The 18972-nt window shown below is 63.2% G+C and carries 17 protein-coding genes; 12 read left to right on the forward strand and 5 right to left on the reverse strand.

Annotated elements, in window-relative coordinates; genetic code table 11:
- Positions 1-22 precede the first annotated feature (22 nt).
- The 11 genes from AC07O3_RS16355 to AC07O3_RS16405 all read left to right on the forward strand — a co-directional run bounded on the left by AC07O3_RS16355 (position 23) and on the right by AC07O3_RS16405 (position 10869).
- Complete coding sequence (locus AC07O3_RS16355; RefSeq protein ID WP_495339808.1) at positions 23-1009, forward strand: hypothetical protein; 987 nt, start codon at positions 23-25, stop codon at positions 1007-1009.
- Between the two features lie 59 nt (positions 1010-1068).
- Positions 1069-2460: a cache domain-containing protein gene (locus tag AC07O3_RS16360; protein WP_258353454.1), complete on the forward strand. Its 1392-nt coding sequence runs from the start codon at positions 1069-1071 to the stop codon at positions 2458-2460.
- Positions 2457-3098, forward strand: a complete 642-nt coding sequence (locus tag AC07O3_RS16365) for a response regulator (protein ID WP_495339809.1) — start codon at positions 2457-2459, stop codon at positions 3096-3098. The genes AC07O3_RS16360 and AC07O3_RS16365 overlap by 4 nt, the downstream gene beginning before the upstream one ends.
- A 324-nt stretch (positions 3099-3422) precedes the next feature.
- Complete coding sequence (locus tag AC07O3_RS16370) at positions 3423-3671, forward strand: hypothetical protein (protein ID WP_495339810.1); 249 nt, start codon at positions 3423-3425, stop codon at positions 3669-3671.
- A gap of 610 nt (positions 3672-4281) precedes the next feature.
- Complete coding sequence (locus AC07O3_RS16375) at positions 4282-6357, forward strand: DUF2254 domain-containing protein (RefSeq protein WP_495339811.1); 2076 nt, start codon at positions 4282-4284, stop codon at positions 6355-6357.
- Positions 6358-6585: 228 nt separating this feature from the next.
- Entirely contained in the window at positions 6586-7209 is a 624-nt protein-coding gene (locus AC07O3_RS16380) for a DUF938 domain-containing protein (protein WP_495339812.1), read from the forward strand.
- 16 nt (positions 7210-7225) lie between these two features.
- Positions 7226-7441: a hypothetical protein gene (locus tag AC07O3_RS16385; RefSeq protein WP_495339813.1), complete on the forward strand. Its 216-nt coding sequence runs from the start codon at positions 7226-7228 to the stop codon at positions 7439-7441.
- A gap of 71 nt (positions 7442-7512) precedes the next feature.
- Positions 7513-9189, forward strand: a complete 1677-nt coding sequence (locus AC07O3_RS16390) for a tannase/feruloyl esterase family alpha/beta hydrolase (RefSeq protein ID WP_495339814.1) — start codon at positions 7513-7515, stop codon at positions 9187-9189.
- 193 nt (positions 9190-9382) lie between these two features.
- Positions 9383-9673, forward strand: coding sequence for an HU family DNA-binding protein (locus tag AC07O3_RS16395; RefSeq protein WP_093058078.1), 291 nt, complete (start codon positions 9383-9385; stop codon positions 9671-9673).
- 126 nt (positions 9674-9799) lie between these two features.
- Positions 9800-10327, forward strand: coding sequence for a C40 family peptidase (locus AC07O3_RS16400; RefSeq protein ID WP_093058079.1), 528 nt, complete (start codon positions 9800-9802; stop codon positions 10325-10327).
- Between the two features lie 14 nt (positions 10328-10341).
- On the forward strand, positions 10342-10869 hold the full coding sequence (locus tag AC07O3_RS16405) for a YcxB family protein (protein ID WP_495339815.1): 528 nt from the start codon (positions 10342-10344) through the stop codon (positions 10867-10869).
- 31 nt (positions 10870-10900) lie between these two features.
- Here AC07O3_RS16405 and AC07O3_RS16410 read toward each other — a convergent pair whose 3' ends face one another.
- From AC07O3_RS16410 to AC07O3_RS16430, 5 genes are all read right to left on the reverse strand, one after another.
- Positions 10901-11575, reverse strand: coding sequence for a DUF2894 domain-containing protein (locus AC07O3_RS16410; RefSeq protein ID WP_495339816.1), 675 nt, complete (start codon positions 11573-11575; stop codon positions 10901-10903).
- On the reverse strand, positions 11568-12218 hold the full coding sequence (locus AC07O3_RS16415) for an OmpA family protein (protein WP_426393196.1): 651 nt from the start codon (positions 12216-12218) through the stop codon (positions 11568-11570). Before AC07O3_RS16415 ends, AC07O3_RS16410 begins: the two co-directional genes overlap by 8 nt.
- The gene (locus AC07O3_RS16420; protein WP_495339817.1) at positions 12218-14575 is read right to left on the reverse strand and encodes a DUF802 domain-containing protein; all 2358 of its coding nucleotides are present in this window, start codon (positions 14573-14575) and stop codon (positions 12218-12220) included. Before AC07O3_RS16420 ends, AC07O3_RS16415 begins: the two co-directional genes overlap by 1 nt.
- Positions 14572-15306, reverse strand: a complete 735-nt coding sequence (locus AC07O3_RS16425) for a DUF3348 domain-containing protein (protein WP_495339818.1) — start codon at positions 15304-15306, stop codon at positions 14572-14574. The genes AC07O3_RS16420 and AC07O3_RS16425 overlap by 4 nt, the downstream gene beginning before the upstream one ends.
- A 124-nt stretch (positions 15307-15430) precedes the next feature.
- Positions 15431-16681 (reverse strand): FAD-dependent oxidoreductase, encoded by a 1251-nt coding sequence (locus AC07O3_RS16430; protein WP_495339819.1) that lies wholly within the window; start codon positions 16679-16681, stop codon positions 15431-15433.
- 215 nt (positions 16682-16896) lie between these two features.
- On the opposite strand from AC07O3_RS16430, the gene AC07O3_RS16435 reads away from it, so the two are divergent.
- Positions 16897-18972 carry a carbon starvation CstA family protein gene (locus tag AC07O3_RS16435; protein ID WP_489017655.1) on the forward strand — a complete coding sequence of 692 codons (2076 nt, stop codon included), beginning with the start codon at positions 16897-16899 and terminating at the stop codon, positions 18970-18972.

Here is an 18972-nt window from a genome sequence, read left to right on the forward strand (position 1 = left end):
CGTTCGCTTTGCGTTGCATTCAATGAGCTCGCCGATTTTTTCGCGATCCATTCAGGTAACCCAAACCGACGCGAGCGGTATCTGGCCCATCTTGCTGCTTTGCACGGCGTACTCCGTATTGATCGTCGGTGCGGCGTCGTGGGCTATCGACCCGGATGCGAAGGGGTGGTACATCGCGCTTGGCATGGTGGTCATGCTTGCGTTCATAGCGTTGTGGCTGGTGGGCCTGGTGTTCGTCGTGCGTGCATGGATCTGGGTCGAGAAGCATTGGCTGCAATCGGCCAAAGGCCGGGCAAAGCCGTTCAACGAATGCACCCACGTCGACGTCGGCGAAGGCGGTTTCTCCGTGCAAGGGCTTGGCCACGTCGATTGGATCGACGTGCTGGCCCTCGAAGGGATTCCTGACAGCGACAGCTATCTGATCGTTCACACACGGCCATTCAAGAAGCTGATGTTGACGGCACCTGTCGATGAACTGGCGCCGGTCATCAACCACTATCTCGCGCTGAGAAGCAGCGTCAAGGCAACGCGAACGGACACTCTGCAAAGCCGCGCCATGGTTTTTTGCTGGCGATGCTTTCTCGCCTGGATCTGGGCGGGGTATGCGTTGGCTGGCGCCGCAGGCATCGCGTTGCTCCTCAACGTGTCAGATGCAGGATTCATGAAAACCATGGTGGGCCTCTGCGTGCTCATGCCACTGATCGCGTGGCTGGTCTGGGCCATTCCTGTCTCGCAGATCAGCACTTTTTCGCATTCGCGAGTGCGAGCCTTCGAACTCGACGGCACGCGGCTGCGCAGCATCGACGGTGCTTGGAAATTCGACCTGCTGCGAGCTCGCGTCAGCCGTCGCCGTGCCAGCGGTATCGGCTACGAATTCACTTTCCTGACCGTTCGCCCGGAGTCTGGAAAGAGGCTCGATCTGATACTGGAAGGCGGAGCCGATCAGGATGCGTTGCTGGACGCCTTGAGCGATCGAGGCTTGCTGCCTGCGATGAACCCGCAAGGCTGAACGACCGGGCCCCACGGGGGAGCCAGGGCGAAAGTGCTCAGTGGTAGCCTTGCCACCCGATGAATCTCCGCACCAAGATCGTTGCGCTGGCCGTTGCACCTTTGCTCATCGCACTGGTGCTGGTGGCCCTCGCGGTGCGCCACCAGGAGCATGACCTCGCCCAGCGTGAGCGTGCCCTCATCGAGCGCAGCTACATGGACCAGCGCCGTAGCGAGCTGCGCAGCTATGTCGAACTGGCCGTGAGCAACCTGCTGCCGCTGTACGAGTCAGGCCAGGACGACGAAGCCACCCGCAACGAGGCCCTGCGCCGCCTGGCCTCGCTCAACTACGGCGACGACGGCTACTTCTTCGTGTACGACCTGGAGGGCAACTCCCTCATGCACTCGCGCCAGCCCGAGCTGGTCGGCCAGAACCTGTGGGAGCTGCGCGACTCGCGCGGCCGCTACACCATCCAGGAGCTGATAAAGGGCGCGAAAGAAAACGGCGGCGGCTACGTCGAATACGAATGGCGCAAGCCGTCGAGTGCGCAGATGGCGCCCAAGCTCGGCTACGTGACCGCCATGCCGCGCTGGAACTGGATGGTCGGCACCGGCCTGTACCTCGACGACATCCAGTCGACCATGGACACGCTGGACCGGCAGATGAACGCCAACGTTACCGCCACGCTGCTGTGGATTGCCGGCATTGCCGCGCTGTGCCTCGGCGTCGTCAGCGCCGCCGGCCTGCTGCTGAACCTGAGCGAGCACCGCACCGCAGAAGCCAAGCTGCGCCTGCTCGCGCGGCGCGTGGTGCAGTCGCAGGAAGAAGAGCGCGGCCACCTCGCGCGCGAACTGCACGACGGCACCAGCCAGACGCTGGTGTCGGCCAAGCTGCTGATCGAATCGGCAGTCGAGTCGCTCGACCGCCAGCGTCAGCCCACACCACCCGCGCTGGCCAAGGCGCTGCAGCGGCTCAACGATTCGCTGATTGAGGTGCGCCGCATTTCGCACCGCCTGCGCCCCGCCTTGCTCGACACCCTGGGCCTGCCCGCCGCGCTGGAGCGGCTGGTCGACGAGTTCAGGGAAGAGGGCGGCGTCGACGCGTCGATGATGATGGGCGGCGAATCTTTCGAGCTGCAGCCCGAAGTGAAGACCGCGCTCTTCCGCCTCACGCAAGAGGCGCTGACCAACGTGCGCAAGCACGCGAATGCACAGCACGTGAACATTGCGCTGCACTTCGACGAGGAAGAAGGCGTGCGGCTCGAAGTGAGCGACGACGGCACCGGCTTCGACATACAGGCCGTGCAACTCGACCCTCGGCGCGGCATTGGCCTGCGCAACATGCGCGAGCGCATGGAGGCCATCGGCGGGCGGCTCATCATGTGCAGCAACGCCGGGCGCACATCCATCGAGGCCGAAGTGCCGACCCGCAGCGCAAGGGCTGCCGAAGAAGCGCCCGCATCCATAACATGACGACGACGAAGACCATCAGACTTTTTCTTGTCGACGACCATCCGCTGGTGCGCGACGGCCTGCGCGCCCGGCTCGGCTCCATGCCCAACCTGGAGATCGTCGGCGAGGCCGGCAGCGCGGCCGAAGCGCTCGCACAGGTAGACAGCGTGCGGCCCGACCTCATGCTGATGGACGTCGGCATGAAGGACATGAACGGCATCGAGCTCGCAGCCCTGCTGCTGCAACGCCAGCCCGCGACGCACATCGTGATGCTCAGCATGTACGACAACCCCGAGTACGTGCAGAAGGCACTGCAGGTGGGCGCGCGCGGCTACGTGCTGAAAGACGCGCCTGCGGCGGAGATAGTCGCGGCCATCGAGGCCGTGTCGGCGGGCGGCACCTTCTTGAGCCCGGCCGTGTCGAAGAAGCTGTTTCGCACGCAGGAGCCGCGGCCTTTGCTAACGCCGCGCGAGAGCGAGATTCTTTCGGCGCTGGGGCGAGGGGAGTCGAGCAAGCAGATTGCCCGTGACCTGGGGCTGAGCGTGCGCACGGTGGAGGCGCACCGGCAGAGCATCAAGCGGCGGCTGGGCATCGAAGGGCAGGCGGAGCTCATCAAGTACGCGGTGGAGCATGCGCGGGAGTTTGGGCAGCGCTCGTGAACTTCAGCGACTGACTGTCAGAGCTTTGTGTATTGGCGCTGCCGCCCGGCGAATACCTGAGCTATTCGAGAATTTCTCGGCAGAATTTTCTTCCTGCGCCGGGCTGGTTTTCTCTACAGTGAATGCCCTTGTGATTGAACGACCCGCTATGTGGGCGAACCCTCAACCAGATAAATGAATGAACCGCTTCGCTTCACGGCGGGCCATTGGTGCGACATGCATCGATGCGAACGTGAGGCACAAAAGGCGACGGCCAAGGTGTTCGCGCACCTTGACCGTCTGACCAAGTGACGTGCAACAACTTTGGAAAGAGAGCACACCAAAATGGCTGAACGAATTATGGCCGGGCCTGCAAGGCAGGCATCTGCGGACGCGACCACCACGGCACGGGATCCGTCCGATCTTCTTGAGAACAAGCTGGAGCAGTTGAACTCACTGCTGTGGTGCTTCTACGGCGCCGGGGATGGATGGTTCCAGGAGGCGGGCGAGGCGCATCGGGAGAATCTGCTTTGGATTGCTTCTGATTTGGCGCGGGAGGCTGTGGAGTTGTTTCAGGAGTGTGGGGGTGGGTGACGGGGCCCAGCCCTAAGCGTTTCGTCGAATGTCTGTAGCTGCTTCAGGCTGATACTCGCTTGGTGTAATTTGTGCAGCTAGCCACGGAAGATCAATCTCTTAGATCTGCCTCAGATCGACGATCGCGAGGCTGCTAAGGGAGCTAGTACCTATCGCAATGCTTGGTGAAGATCATGTAGTCAAGTTTTTCAACACAATAGGCTGTTAGCAGTCATCGCAAGACCAGTATTGACCAAGCTGTCGAAGACTGATCAATTGACCACGCTGGCGAGCGGTCGATCACCAAGACCTCTAGCGGCAATCATCTGGCGATGATGCTGCGGCCGAAAATATCGGGCGCGTCAGGGATGGCGAAGGCGGATGCTATTACCTCTAGAGGCACCGTGATATGAACAAAGAGCGAATCATCGATGTTTAGTGCCGTGACTTTTGGATCAAATTGAAGGTGGCTTCATTGAAAAGAGCTTTAGAACAGTCAAAAGATCGATTCACCAAGTTCTTTTTCCCGCGTTTCGTCCGATGGCGTCTTCGGACGCAGTTGTTTGGACGGCAAATCCGGGCTTGGCTAGGAGCGTGCGTCGTAAGCATTTGTTCAATTGGAGTCAGCGTAGTGCTCCTGTCCGTTCCAGAACTAAGGACGAGCTTAGATAGCTTTCAGCCACTCGAGGCCGTACTGTCTGCAATTGGGGCTACCTACGGAACGATCCTAGCCCTTGTTCTCACGCTTTCAGTCATTCCCATCCAGCGCGCAGCCGAAGTCTGGTCGTCTTCCATCATGCGGCTCTACCGCCGCGACCGCGCCACCTACGTGATGTTTGTCGTCCTCAGCATCTGTTGTGTATCGAGCTTTGCCTTCTCGGTACGGGGCCTTTTCCCAATTCCCGTCAGCGTTGTGGTCGCCATTTCGCTGGCAGCGGTTGGTATCAATCTCGATGTACTCCGGTGGTATCACGGCCACGTATGTCAGCTTCTCGATCCCACGCATTCAATCGGCTTGGCACTAAGAGAGGCACGGCGTTCGATCGATCGAATCCGAGCACAAGCAGTGGAGGTCGCACGCCTTCAATTTCAATTGTTCGATGCAGAACAAAGGAGGGGTGTGAGACCTGAAGCCTTAGAGACTATGGTCTATCCTGGTCTACCGGGCCATCCTGGTGCTATCAACTCGTGGATAGCAGATCTATCCGAAATTGCCACACGAGCAGCGGGGCGTGGAGAGAGGGAGGTTGCGAGAACAGCGGTGCTGGCTATTGGTAACATCACAAATCACTACCTGACGTCCAGAAAGCTGAACTTAAGGATCACTGCGGCACCTGGCACGATGTTCCTGGCAAGAGCCTCTGATGTGGATGTCATCACGAGCCGAGCCTACGAAGCTCTTCAGGAAGTGAGTGCCATCGCAGTGGAGCATTCCGACGAAACTACCGCGATTCGTGTATCTGAGGTTTATCAAGAGATAGCAATTCACACGGCTCTACTTGGCGCACCATCGTTTCGACAGGGTTCGGCGCCACTTACCTACGCTCCATTGCACTACGCATTCGAGTGTGTAAAACGCGCGCAGTCTAAGGGGCTAGATGAAGTCGTCTTTCAGAGTGCAGAGATTCTGGCGAAGGTATCGGAGGTCAGCCCAAAGGATGTGGCTGCCTCGGACATTCATGTTCCAGTAATCGATGGGCTATCGCAGATCGCCCTGTACTTCTACGTTAAGAGCGGAAGTTGGTCGATAGCGGAGGCCGTCAATAGGCCAATGTTCCGCATCTTGTTTCAGCTTCTTCACCGACAAGACAGAAATTTCGTTTCAGTCTTCCGTCACACGCTAAAAAAAATGGAACTACTCGCGCTCGCCGCTCTTGCCAACGAGGCGGCGGCAGGCAGGATGACCATGACGTATCCGCTCAACCAAGCCTATGGGTTAGTCAACGAAAACTCGATCGCGTATCTAGTTGAGAAGGCTGCCATTGAGCTTCCGAAGGTGAATGAAGAGCGCAGGTGGATCAATCCGTACAACGAATTCGTTGACGTCGTAGAAGTCGTTTCAGAGCACCTCAGAAAGATGGCACAGACCTGTGAGTTCGGTGACAGCTTTCTTCTCTGGCAGATCGATCAATCAATCAGGCATATCGCCAAGGTGTTCGCCCAGCTTGTCGCTCAACCCCTTCGTGCGGATCATGGGGATGAAGCTGAGCTTACAAAATCGCTGAGTTCTACCTTGTCTTTCTATTGGGTCGCCTTCCGCGACAAGAAGACTGTGAGCGGCCAGCGAGCTGACGAATGTTGCGAAGCCTTGATGATGATTGGCGTGATGTTTCTGAACCAGCAGAGGCCCGACGTCCTGAGGACTTGCATATCAAACATCTGGTCGATCATCGAGTCCTACTGTCAGATCGAAAAATCTGTCGACCCATACAAGTTGGGCGACCTACTTGCCCACCTATGGGGTATCAGACTTCTACTGGCCGCGCGGAAAGACGACGCTTTAATCAAAGATGTGGATAAGAAGCTAGAGACAAAGCCGCAGTCACTCACCGACCCACAATGGGATAGCGCTCAGGAGGCCATCCTGCTCCGGCGCGATCAACTCTACGAAAGGTTGCACGAGGATAATCACGGGATGGGGCAAGAAGGCGAGGATCTACTTGGACGCCTGCTGCGAGAGGCTCGTACAAAAATCAGTGATCCATAGTCTATGAGTCAATTTGACGAATTCGTGAAGACTAATCGGCAGTTGTGTTAACGCTTGGGGTGTGCGCAACGCTGACGAGGCCGATCGGCCAGATGGAGAGCAATGTTGTCCAAGTCAGGATTCCGTATAGCTGCAAGCGCAGCAATGCGGACGTCGTCGAACGAGCGGCAAGCATTCGGAAGGCCCTGCCCCAGTTTCTTTTAGACCATCTCATCCAAGTACCGTCGAATGCCCGACCTTTCCCATAGTCCCGCTGCCGATCGCAACAAGCAGCCTATCCTCGATGCATTGACCCGCATCCTCGGCGAGCGCGGTGCCATTCTGGAGATCGCATCTGGAACGGGCCAACACGCCGCGTGGTTCGCAGGAGCAATGCCCCAATGGATCTGGCAACCCACTGACGCAGATGACCGCATGCTCCCTGCGCTCGCAAGCCGAGTCACAGAAGCCGCGCTACCCAATCTCCGCCCACCGCTCCTGCTCGACGTGATGGCCCCTCAATGGCCATCGCAGAGCCCCGCATTCACTCAAGAAGAAAAGTTCGACGCAATCTACTGCGCCAACATGCTGCACATCGCACCTTGGCCCACATGCGCCGCCCTGATGCAAGGGGCCGCGCGGCATCTGCGTTCTGGTGGGTTGCTCATCACGTACGGGCCTTACTTCGAAGAAGAAGTCCCAACGGCGCCGAGCAACCTGGCGTTCGACGAAGACTTGCGCGCCCGAAATCCCGCATGGGGCATTCGTCGCCTGAAAGACGTGGCAGCAGAGGCGCACCGATCAGGCCTCGCGTTGCGCGAGCGGCACGTGATGCCCGCGAACAACTTGCTGTTGGTCTTCGGCTTCCAGTGAATGCAGCGTACGTGCCATGAACGTAGTTCTTCGAATTCTTTTCATCGCCGTAGGCGCACTGCTGCTTGGGTTCATTTCGAACGTCATCCTGGTCGGCATCGGCCATTGGCATGAAATGAACGTGGCACGCAGTGAGTACGACCTCTCCGATTCCTTCATGATCGCCATATTCGTGCAGGCACTTTGTGTCGTTGCCGGTGGGTTGATTGGCAATCGGCTGTACCGGCGGTAGCGCGGCCGATGGCTCAACATGTGCCTTGGGCGCATTGCCGCCCGTCCAACAACAACTCAGACAGGCGACAAATGGCAACTCCAGATTTCCGCAGGCGCAGCGCATCGTTCAGCCTGGCCGCATTGGCCACCGCAGCCGCACTCACCGGATGCGCCTCTGTCAGCGAGCCCGCAATCACGCCCGCCCAGACGGCCCAGGCGCAAGCCGCGTGCACGGCGCTGCAAGACATGAAGATCGCGGCCTCCGCCATCGGCAAGCCGAGCTCGGGCGCGGTCGTTCAATCTGCGAGCTTCGTCCCCGCCAATGCCGCGGACAACCCCAATGGCGAGTACTGCGCGGTCAAGGGTGTCGTGCTGCCCGTGAGTGCCTCGGCGCCCAGCCTCGAGTTCCAGGTCAACCTTCCCACCGCATGGAACCGCCGTGCGCTGCAGATGGGCGGTGGTGGCTATGACGGCACGCTCGTCACCGGCCTGGGCGCTTACACCGCGCAGCCCAACGGCACACCCAACGCGCTGCGCCAGGGCTATGTCACGCTGGGCAGCGACGGCGGGCACAAGGGCACGGGCAACTTCGACGGCAATTTTGCGCTGAACGACGAGGCGCTTCTCAACTACGGCCAGCAGTCGGTAAAGAAGACGCACGACGTGGCGCTGGAGATCATCCGGCAGCGCTATGGTGCGGCGCCACGGCGCTTCTATTTCATCGGTGGATCGCAGGGCGGGCACGAGGCGCTCGATGCCGCGGCGCGCTATGCCGCCGACTACGACGGGGCCATTGCCAACTACCCGGCGTACAACATCACGATGCTGCAACTGGCGTCGCTGCATGTCGGCAAGGCGCTGTATGCCAATGGCGGCGCGGGCTGGATGAACCCGGCCAAGAAGACGCTGCTGGTCAACGCGGTGTATGCCGCCTGCGACGGGCTCGATGGCGCCAAGGACGGGATCATCGGCAATGTCGCGGCCTGCAACGTGGTCTTCAGCATCGACAAGGTGAAGGCCACGCTGCGTTGCGTTGGTGGCGCTGACAACGGCGACTTCTGCTTGTCTGATGCGCAGATTGCTGCCGTGCGGCAGATCGCATCGCCCTATGACGCAGGGTTTGCGGTTGCGGGGCAGCAGGTGTTTCCGCGCTGGCCAGTGCTCGAAGGTGCGGTGTTCTCGGTGTCGTCGTTCGGCGCATCGCGCGTGCCATCGAACCCGCCGGCCGCCACCGATGCGTTGCTGTTTTCCATTGGCGCGGCGCACGCCAAGTATTTCGCTACGCGCAACCCGTCGCTCGATGCGCTGCGCTATGAGCCGGCGCGCTACAGGGCACGGCTGCAGCAGCTGGGCAGCATCACCGACGTGACGACGGTGAGCCTCGAAGCCTTTCGCGCCAGGGGCGGCAAGCTGATCCTCACTCACGGCACGGCAGATGATTTCATCAGCCCCTACAACACCGAGGACTACTACCGTCGCCAGGTCGCCGCCTTCGGCCAGGCGGGTGTCGATTCATTCATTCGCTTCTACAGCGTGCCGGGCTTCGGCCACGGCATGGGCCCGTACCGGCTCGGCTACGACGGGCTCGCGGTGCTCGACAACTGGGTAGAGAAGGGGCAGGCGCCCGAAACGATTCCCTCGGTCGACAACAACCAGAACGCCAACCGCTCGCGGCCGATGTGCCGCTGGCCGGCATGGCCGGTGTTCACGGGGGCGGCGGGTGCGTCGATGAACGACGCGGCTAACTTCAGCTGCAGGGCGTCCTGACATCGTTGGTACTTTCCATCGGGTTTTGTGGTCGAGTTTCGTGCACCATCGTGCATCGATCACGATGTTTCACTTTTGAAACGCATGCGTGTCTCGATCCCCCGGTGGGGCGTTTAAAGTTCGAGCCCGGTGCGTTTTCGCGTCACGGACTTTTCCCCCAACCGTTTTACTGATTGAAGAAAGAACCCCCGTTTTGAACAAGACCGACCTCATCGCCGCTATCGCCACGGACACGAACCTCAGCAAGGCTGACGCCGCCCGCGCGCTCGATTCCGCCATCGACAACCTGTCGCGCGCCCTCGCCAGCGGCGACACGGTACAACTGATCGGCTTCGGCACTTTCGCCGTGGCAAGCCGCCCCGAGCGCACGGGCCGCAACCCGTCGACCGGCGAGCCGATGACCATCAAGGCCAGCAAGGCGCCCAAGTTCACCGCCGGCAAGGCGCTGAAAGACGCTGTCAACACGCCTGCAGCAGGCCAGTAAGCGCTTTTTCTTCTCTTCCCTCCGTTGCGTCGGCGCAGCAGCGCGGGCCTCGGAGGGCCTCATCTTCAGGAAGCCGTCGCATTCCGCGCTAGAGTTCGTGCACGTTCACGAGCCCAGCCATCCGACATGTACGACGCGCCTGTGCCAACAACGCAACAATCCCGCACATTGCAGCAGTGGCTGCTTCGGCTCCTTTTCACGGGGGCCTGCCTCCTGGTTCTGGGCTGTGCAAGCCCATCGGGGCCACGACAAGGGCCGGGGCCTGCCGTCAGCAGCACGTTGACGGACGAACAATCGAACAGCGTCGCAATCCATGCCCTCGGCCTTGTCGGTACGCCGTATCGCTATGGCGGCAACACGCCTGATGGCGGCTTCGACTGCAGCGGGCTCATCGGGTACGTGTATCTCAACAGCGTGGGCGAATCGCCGCCGCGCACCGTTGCGCGGATGAGCGGCTTCGGCAGCCCGGTGTCGATGTCCGAGCTTCGCACGGGTGATCTCGTGCTCTTCGGCCCGTCCACGCCGTCGCATGCGGGCATCTATGTGGGCGGGGGGCGCTTCGTGCATGCGCCATCGACTGGCGGCGTGGTGCGGCTTGATCGGCTGGATGGCGTTTATTGGTCGCGCCAGACGGTGCAGGCGCGGCGGCCTTGAGTCCGGCAAGCAGCATGTCGGCAGCATCGTTCACCCTCACTCCGACAGACTTCGCGCGCCTTCAGAAGGTCGTCGGACGCCGCGTTGGCCGCAAGCCGGGTTTGTCGTCCACCCTGTTCATGTTGCGCGCGGCGGTATGGGTGGGCGTCGGATTACTGGTCGCGGCGTACGTGCGCGTGCTGGACGACTATGCCGAGCTGCCGCATCTCCGGTTCATGGCGTACCTTGTGATGATCGTCTTCCTGCTGCTGGTGTCGCTGCCCCATGTTTCCCAGGCGCTCTGGCGCAAGCACATGTTCGCCCCCAATGGCACGTTTCTCTCGCCCCAGACCGTCAGCATCACGGACAGCGCGCTGACGATCCAGTCCGCAACGATGCGGTCAGAACTTCTGTGGGCGGGCTTCATGGCCCGCGAGGAAGACGACGTGAACCACTATCTCTTTACCGATGAGATGCAGGCGGTCGTGCTTCCTCGTTCCGCCGTTGCATCGTTTGCCGACGAGTTCGAGCGCCTGACTTCGCATCTGAAGAACAAGCCCTGAGGTGAGGGCTCCGCTTCGGTTGACTCCGGCCTCAGCTGGCCTTGCCGCGACCGCTCTTCTTCGGGCTTTCGGCGCGCGGGCTCGCCGCACTTGCTGCTGCAGCAGCGCCATTCAACTGATCGGCCCACGACAGCGCATCGACATACGACATGAACCGGTTCAGGTACTCCGGCGAGAGGTCGCGCATCAGCGTGAGCGAGCGGTGCACGAGGTGATGCGAGTTGAGGGGGCCGGCGTTCTCGGGTACCTTTGCCAGTGACTGCGTCAGACGCCGGTCGGCGCTGAGCTTGGACCAGGTGCTCTTGAAGTAGCGGATCGACTTCAGCTCGGTGGAGGGCGACGAGGCAGAAGAGGCAGAAGAGGTGGCGGGCGTCGCCTTGCCTGTTGCGGCCGGGCTGTCATCCATGACCGGCGCGTGCTGGGCGATGTGGTCGACGAGCGCGGCGAGCGCACCGCGTTCAGTCGTTGCTGCTTGCGGCTTCGCAACGTCTGCAGGCGCTGCTTTCTGAAGATCCTCGCCATACGCCGCCAACAGCGCGACCACCTTGTCGTCGAGCATGCGCCGCGCTTCGCCGCCGTGCGCAGTCGCGCGCCTGGCCATCGCCTCGATGACACGAAAGCGCACAGGGTCGAAGCGCTGATCGCCACGCGCGATCGCTGCGGCGACCATCGCGCCGGTGTCGCGGCAAGCCTCTTGATCAGTCACGGGGCTTCGCGTTGGCGTTGGAAGGGCGCGGCGTGGGCGCCATCTCCACACGCCGGTTCTTCGAGCGCCCGTCGGCATCTGCATTCGACGCCACTGCCTGCTCGGAGCCGAATGCGGCCGCAAAGATCGACGACGACGGAATGCCGGCCTCGATCAACGCACGCGTCACTGTCAGCGCACGCTGCGCCGACAGCTCCCAGTTGTCCGCAAACTGGCGTGCGTTGTCGCGCATCTGCCGGTCGTCGGTGAAGCCGCTCACCATCAGGATTTCGTCGCGCGACTTGAGGTATGCGGTCAGCGGTGCAGCCAGGCTCTTCAGCAGTTGCCGGCCTTCGGGCTGCAGCTCCGCGGAGTTGAAGGCAAACAGCACGCTGCCGTTGATGCCGATGCGCCCGTTGGCCAGCGTCACGCGGCCGGCCGCGAGCGGCCCTGCAAGGGCCTGTTCGAGCGTCTGCAGGCGCTTGGCCTCGGCCTGCCGTTGCTTGACTTCAGTTTCCAGCTTCGACGCAAGCTCCAGCTGCATGCCCAGCGCGCACACCAGGATGAGCACAAAGGCCCCGAGCAGGCCGGCCATCAGGTCGCCGAACACCGCCCATACCGGCACGCCCGGCTCGTCGAAGCTGGCGTCGAGCTCTTCGCGCATCATGCTTCGCTATCCACCGGCGCTTGCTGCTGCCTGCTGGCGATCTGCTGCATGTCTTCGACGATCTGCTTCTGCGACATGATGCTCAGGTCGATCACTTCACGGGCCTGCGCCACGTAGTAGGCCAGCTGTTCATCGCTGCGCGCAATGGATTTGCCCAGCGCGCCTTCGATGCGCTGCAGGTGGCCCACGAGCTTGTCGTTCGACTGGCTGAACATCTGCACTGCGAGGCCGAAGGCTTCACCCAGGCTGGCCACTTCGACGGCGCTGCCGGTGATCTGCGCGGCAACGGCGGCCATCTTCTCGGACTCGGCATCGGCCTTTTCAGTGAAGCGGCTGCCGACGCGCTCCAGCAGGTCCGCCGATGCGGACACCAGCGTGTCGATGGCCGTGCGCTGTTCGGTGGACGCGTGGTTCACTGCATCGAGCAGGGTGGCCAGCGTTTCGAGGATGCGGCTGCGTTCCTCCAGCATTGCGTTGTCGCGCGTCATGCTGTCGGCGAGCTTCTGGCGCAACTCGGTCACCACTTCGGCTGCGGCACGGGGTGCTTCGGCGGCAGCTTGCAGGAGCTGCGCGATTTCGGCCACGGTGTTCTTCGCATGCGCCTCGGTCTGTGCCGTCATGTCGCGTGCGGTCTGCGCCACTGTGTCGAAGAGCTGCTGCTGCTGGCTTGCGTTGTGTGCGTTGACCTGTTGCCATTCCTGTTGCAGCGATGCGGCCATGGCCGTGAGCGATTGCGTCCATGCCGAGAGGCGTTGCTCGTCGCGCGATGCCATCTGGGACATCACTTCGGCCGCGGCCTGCGGTGCTTCGGCTGCGGCTTGCAGTAGCTGGGCGATCTCGGCGACGGTGCTCTTCGCATGCGCTTCGGTCTGCGCGGACATTTCGCGCGCGGTCTGCGCCATGGTGTCGAGCAGCTGTTGCTGCTGGCTCGCGCTGTGCGCGCCGGCTTGTTGCCATTTGTCTTGGAGCGACGCGGCCATGGCTGTCAGCGATTGCGTCCAAGCCGAGAGGCGTTGTTCGTCGCGCGATGCCATTTCGGTTTGCAGCTTTGCGTGCGCCTGGTCCACGGTGCCCAGCAGCGAGGCGGAATGCTGCTCGAAGGTGGCCGCGGCTGCCGACAGGGCCTGGTGCGAATCGCCCGACAGCTTCTCGCTGACGCGCTGATGCTGCGCGAGCGCGTTGCCCCAGGTGTTCGACACGCTGCTCACGGTGCTTTCGAGGCGGGCGGAAACGCTGTCTACCAGCGCGGCTGAGCGCTGTTCGAAGGTCTGCGCGAAATGGTCGTGCGAGCCGCGCAGGTCTTGCGACAGCGCTTCGGTCGTGCGCTGGTGTTCGGCGAGCGCGGTCTTCCAGGTGTCTGCCACGCGGGTGGTGGTGGCCTCGAAGCGGCTCGAGAGGCCATCGAGCTGCTGTTGCACGGTTTGCGAAATGGTGTCGTGCAGCGTGGCGGTTTCGCGTGCGATGCCGGCCATGGTGGCCTCGACGACAGGCTGTATCGCCGCGCTGGCGACGCGTGCGCTTTCGGTCAGGCTCTGCTTCAGCGACTGGTCGACGGAAGTGGCGAGGCTGCCGTACACGGCTTCGGCCTTGCTGTGGAAGCGGTCCTGGCTGCTGACGAGGCGTTCGTTCAGCGCCTGGGTCTGCCGCTCCATCGCGTGCATCATGGCCTGCAGCTGGCCGACCAGCTCGGGCATGCCGTGGGCCTGCTGCTGCAGCAGCTTGAACGACTCTTCACGCTGATGGCTGAGCGAGAAGACGCGCAGCACGGTCGCGATCTTCGTGTCGAGCATCTGCCCGGCCTGCAGCCGCTCGCGCCGGCTCAGTGCCGAGGCAAGGCCCAGCATGGCCGATGCGGCCACGCCTGCCACCGAGGTGCCGAAGGCAAGGCCCAGGCCCTTCACGGGGGCGGAGAGCGAATCGCGAATGGTCTGCAGGTCGGTCGAGCTCTCCAGCGCCAGGCCGGTGCCCTTGAGCGTGACCACCATGCCCATGAAGGTGCCGAGCATGCCAAGCAACACGAGGAAGCCGGCAAGGTAGGGCGTCATCGCCGGGCCGGGCAGGCCGACGCGCTCGCCCTCGATGCGCAGGCGCACGGCGTTCTGCAGCGAAGGATGCAGCTGGCCGAGCCAAGTGCCGAGGCTCTCGGGCGGGGAAGAGAGCTCTGCCACGGCGTGCGTCAGCGTGGCCGTAGCCTGCTGAAAGCGGTGCAGCTCCAGCGCGCCCATGATGTAGAACGCGCCGACGATCACGGTAACGGCCAGCGCCAGCGGGTTCGTGCCGATGTATCCGGCGCCCACCCAGCCAACGACGGCCAGGCCTGCGACAAAGACAGCGTATTGAAGGAATCGGGTCATGTAGTTCTGGTGGCCTGGGTGCGAAGGGCTTCGAGCAGCCCTTCGACCGGTTGAAATCGAAAGTCCAGTTCGGCGAGCAGCACGTCCTGGGCGTCCTTGCGGAACACGGCCAGCCACGCTTCGTCGGGCTGGGCACTGTTGTCTTTATCTGTCTCTGGTTCGCCGTCCGGCAGGTCCGGCACGTCTGGTGCCTGGCTGGCCTTGCGCAGGCGCTCGAAGTGCTTTTCGAGGATGCCCGGCACGGCCGACAGCAGGCTGTGCTCTCGCGCCTCCAGCACCTGCGCCATGACCACGTCCACGGACGCGAGCCGGGCCATGGACGGCGACTTTGCCGCCAGCGCCGAGCGCAGCCGGCTGCGCAAAGAGCCGACGCCTGCTTCCATCGCCTGTTGCCGGGCGAGATAGCGTCGGCGGTAGGGGGTGAAGTCTGGCGTCGCGTCCTTGCTGGTGCCGAAGGTGGTGTCTTGGACGATGGCGTTTGCCAGCGCGGTTCGCACGCGTTGGCATTCGCTTTCTTCGGTGTTGCGGGGAGCGCGCGTGCTGGCCTGTGTTGTTGCCGGTGCGCCATCGAGCGCTGCGGACAGCGAGATGGCATCGGTCCAGCCGAACCACTGGCTCAATCGGTCAGCGGTGGGTTGCGCGGGTTCGCGAGCGTCGATGTCGGTCAGTCGTGAAAGCAAGCGAATGAGCGCCGAGCCGTTGAAACCTGTGCGCCTTGAAACTTGCCCCATAACCTCCTGAACGCGCTTGAACGCACCTCTTCGAAAAACCTCGCAGTCTACAACAGGGCCCTCTCTCGAAGGCCTCCCTGGCTGCCTCGCCAGACCTCGGCTGTGTAACGAAATGCCAGCTTTTTCATTTTGTGCGCGGCGAAGTTACGTGCTCGGGCCGCACGCCCATTCCCACGGCCCGTGCCGGGAGCCTGCGTAGGAGCGGCCATCGTGCCAGCAGCCGCAGCGGCCAGGGCACGTGCCCAACCGTGGCCGTCAGCTCGCCGTCGAGCACTGGCATCAGCACTCGGTCTTGTATGAGGCGCTGCACGGCCTGCGTCACGCGCACGGGCCATTCCCTGCGGCGCTGCAGCTGGGGCAGCAGGGTGTCGATCTCCTTCTCGGTCGCCGCGCCGGCCAGCGCAGTGGCCAGCAGGTTCGCGGCAGCCACGGCGTCCTGCACGGCGAGGTTGATGCCGACGCCGCCCACCGGCGACATTGCATGCGCGGCGTCGCCGATGCACAGCAGCCCGCGGCATGACCAGGCCTCGAGGCGGTCGACCGTCACTTCGAGCAGCTTCACCGCGTCCCAATCGGGCAGCGCCTCAGGCAGCCGCGCGGCGAGAAAGGGCGCGATCTTGCCGATCGCTTCATGGAATGCCCCGATGCCCCGGGCCTGCAGCGCATCGTGGCCGCCCTTGGGTATCACGAAGGCGCATTGCCAGTAGTCGCCGCGGTTCAGTGTCACCAGAAAGCGCCCACCCGCGACGTGGCCCGCAGTGGCCGATGGGTCGCCGGCCTGCCTGGGAATGGCCATCCACAGCACGTCGATGGGCGCGCCATAGCTGATGTGCGGCAGCGCGGCGGCATCGCGCAGCGCGGAGTGCCGGCCGTCGGCCGCCACCACCAGCGAGGCGTGCAGCTCGACATCCTGCGGCTGGCCCGCGCGGCGGCCTCGCCGCACCTTCACGCCGTTGACGCGGCCCTTGTCTTGCAGCAGGCCGATGGCCTCGGCATCTGTCCACAGTTCGAAGCCCGGGTAGCGCCGGGCCTCGTCGCACATGAAGTCCAGAAACTCCCACTGCGGCATCAGCACGAGAAACCTGCTGTGCGCGGGCAGATGGGTGAAGTCGGCCACGGGGATGCTGCGGCCTTCGATGGTGGCGCGCAGTTCCTCGATGCGGTCGTGCGGGCGCTGCAAAAAGGCTTCGAGCAGGCCCAGCTCGTGCAATATCTCCAGCGTGGACGGATGCACCGTGTCGCCGCGAAAGTCGCGCAGAAAGTCGAGATGCTTTTCCAGCACGACGACGGGCACGCCGGCCCGGGCCAGCAGAAGGCCCAGCACCATGCCGGCAGGACCGCCACCTGCGATGCAGCAGCGTGGTTGTGTGTCCATGGCTTCTATCTTTTCGCTCCCTGATGACGGGCTCGATCTTCGCGCGTGGTCCGGTTCATGCATGTAGGCCCGCAGGCATTGCACAGCGGCCCGGCGCTTGCCGTATCCGGGTTTTCCATTACGCAAAGCCACGCGCCCGCCCTGCGCAGTCCGACGGATGCGCCCGCGCCGCAGCCCGGCAAAACTCCTCGGGTCAATAACGAGGAGACATCCGCATGCACAGCATCCGACGCCATCTGGTGTGGCTGGTCGTGGCCGTGGTCGGCGCTTTCGCGCTAGGCACCGTGGCCCTGACCCGAGGCGAAAGCGTCAACGCCCTCTGGGTGGTGGCCGCCGCGATCTGCACCTACCTGATCGCCTACCGCTACTACAGCCTCTTCATCGCCGACAAGGTGCTGGGCCTGGACGGCAACCGCAAGACGCCGGCGCACCGCCACAACGACGGCCTCGACTATGTGCCGACCGACAAGAACGTGCTGTTCGGCCACCACTTCGCGGCCATCGCAGGGGCCGGTCCGCTGGTGGGCCCGGTGCTCGCCGCGCAGATGGGCTACCTGCCCGGCCTGCTGTGGATCCTGGCCGGCGTGGTGTTCGCCGGTGCGGTGCAGGACTTCATCATCCTGTTCATTTCCACGCGGCGCGACGGCCGCTCGCTGGGCGACCTAGTCAAGCAGGAGATGGGCGTGGTGCCCGGCATGATCGCGCTGTTCGGCACCTTCATGATCATGATCATCATCCTCGCGGTGCTGGCGCTGATCGTGGTGAAGGCGCTGGCCGAATCGCCGTGGGGCACCTTCACGGTGGCTGCGACGATTCCGGTGGCACTGTTCATGGGCGTGTACCTGCGCTACATCCGACCGGGGCGCATCGGCGAGGTGTCGCTGATCGGCTTCGTGCTGCTGATGCTCGCCATCTTCGGCGGGCAGGCCGTGAGCCAGAGCGCCGAATGGGCGCCGCTCTTCACCTTCGACGGCAAGGCGCTCACGTGGATGCTGGTGGGCTACGGCTTCATCGCCGCGAGCCTGCCTGTGTGGCTGCTGCTGGCGCCGCGTGACTACCTGTCGACCTTCTTGAAGATCGGCACGATCATCGCGCTGGCCATCGGCATCGTGTTCGTGATGCCCACGCTGCAGATGCCGTCCATCACGCAGTTCGCGCAGGGCAACGGCCCGGTGTGGTCGGGCAGCCTGTTCCCGTTCTTGTTCATCACCATCGCCTGCGGCGCGGTGTCGGGCTTTCATGCGTTGATCTCCTCGGGCACCACGCCCAAGATGCTCGACAACGAGCGCCACGCGCGCTTCATCGGCTACGGCGGCATGTTGGCCGAGTCGTTCGTTGCGGTGATGGCGTTGGTTGCGGCCTCGTGCATCGAGCCGGGCATCTACTTTGCGATGAACAGCCCCGGCGCGCTGGTCGGCACGACCGCGCAGCAGGTGGCGGCCACGGTGTCGAGCTGGGGCTTCGTGATCACGCCTGAGATGCTGGTGCAGACCGCCAAGGACGTTGGCGAAACCACCATCCTCGGCCGCGCAGGCGGCGCACCGACGCTGGCCGTGGGCATGGCCCACATCCTCCATCAGGTGATCGGCGGGCAAGCCATGATGGCCTTCTGGTACCACTTCGCGATTCTGTTCGAGGCGCTGTTCATCCTTACGGCCGTGGATGCCGGCACCCGCGCGGGCCGCTTCATGCTGCAAGACCTGCTGGGCAGCTTCGTGCCCGCGCTCAAGCGCACCGATTCGCTGCCGGCCAACCTCGTTGCCACGGCGCTGTGCGTCGCGGCCTGGGGCTACTTCCTGTACCAGGGCGTGGTCGATCCGCTGGGCGGCATCAACACGCTGTGGCCGCTGTTCGGCATCTCCAACCAGATGCTGGCCGCAGTGGCGCTGATGCTGGGCGTGGTCGTGCTGTTCCGCATGAAGCGCGAGCGCTATGCGTGGGTGGCCATTGCGCCGGCCGCATGGCTGTTGGCCTGCACGCTCACGGCCGGCTGGCAGAAGATCTTTTCGGCCGACCCGAAGATCGGGTTTCTCTCGCACGCCGCGAAGTACACCGATGGCATCGCCAACGGCGTGCTGGTGGCGCCGGCCAAGACGCCCGAGGCCATGTCGCGCATCGTGTTCAACGACCGTCTCGACGCGGCGCTGTGCGCGCTCTTCATCTTCGTGGTGCTGAGCGTGCTGGTGTACAGCATCAAGGCCTGCCTCGCGGCGCGTGCGGCCAACCGGCCGACCACCAAAGAGACGCCGTTCGAGCCCGTGGGCGCGGCAGCCGCAACGGCTGCCCACTGA

The sequence above is a fragment of the Variovorax sp. GW821-FHT09D05 genome (assembly GCF_059416325.1).

What these genes read in the sequence shown, in the direction of transcription:
- AC07O3_RS16435 (WP_489017655.1), top strand. Translation starts at nt 16,897, where the DNA reads ATGCACAGCATCCGACGCCATCTGGTGTGGCTGGTCGTGGCCGTGGTC.
- AC07O3_RS16390 (WP_495339814.1), top strand. Translation starts at nt 7,513, where the DNA reads ATGGCAACTCCAGATTTCCGCAGGCGCAGCGCATCGTTCAGCCTGGCC.
- AC07O3_RS16365 (WP_495339809.1), top strand. Translation starts at nt 2,457, where the DNA reads ATGACGACGACGAAGACCATCAGACTTTTTCTTGTCGACGACCATCCG.
- AC07O3_RS16420 (WP_495339817.1), bottom strand. Translation starts at nt 14,575, where the DNA reads ATGACCCGATTCCTTCAATACGCTGTCTTTGTCGCAGGCCTGGCCGTC.
- AC07O3_RS16370 (WP_495339810.1), top strand. Translation starts at nt 3,423, where the DNA reads ATGGCTGAACGAATTATGGCCGGGCCTGCAAGGCAGGCATCTGCGGAC.
- AC07O3_RS16400 (WP_093058079.1), top strand. Translation starts at nt 9,800, where the DNA reads ATGTACGACGCGCCTGTGCCAACAACGCAACAATCCCGCACATTGCAG.
- AC07O3_RS16425 (WP_495339818.1), bottom strand. Translation starts at nt 15,306, where the DNA reads ATGGGGCAAGTTTCAAGGCGCACAGGTTTCAACGGCTCGGCGCTCATT.
- AC07O3_RS16385 (WP_495339813.1), top strand. Translation starts at nt 7,226, where the DNA reads ATGAACGTAGTTCTTCGAATTCTTTTCATCGCCGTAGGCGCACTGCTG.
- AC07O3_RS16380 (WP_495339812.1), top strand. Translation starts at nt 6,586, where the DNA reads ATGCCCGACCTTTCCCATAGTCCCGCTGCCGATCGCAACAAGCAGCCT.
- AC07O3_RS16405 (WP_495339815.1), top strand. Translation starts at nt 10,342, where the DNA reads ATGTCGGCAGCATCGTTCACCCTCACTCCGACAGACTTCGCGCGCCTT.
- AC07O3_RS16360 (WP_258353454.1), top strand. Translation starts at nt 1,069, where the DNA reads ATGAATCTCCGCACCAAGATCGTTGCGCTGGCCGTTGCACCTTTGCTC.
- AC07O3_RS16430 (WP_495339819.1), bottom strand. Translation starts at nt 16,681, where the DNA reads ATGGACACACAACCACGCTGCTGCATCGCAGGTGGCGGTCCTGCCGGC.
- AC07O3_RS16355 (WP_495339808.1), top strand. Translation starts at nt 23, where the DNA reads ATGAGCTCGCCGATTTTTTCGCGATCCATTCAGGTAACCCAAACCGAC.
- AC07O3_RS16415 (WP_426393196.1), bottom strand. Translation starts at nt 12,218, where the DNA reads ATGCGCGAAGAGCTCGACGCCAGCTTCGACGAGCCGGGCGTGCCGGTA.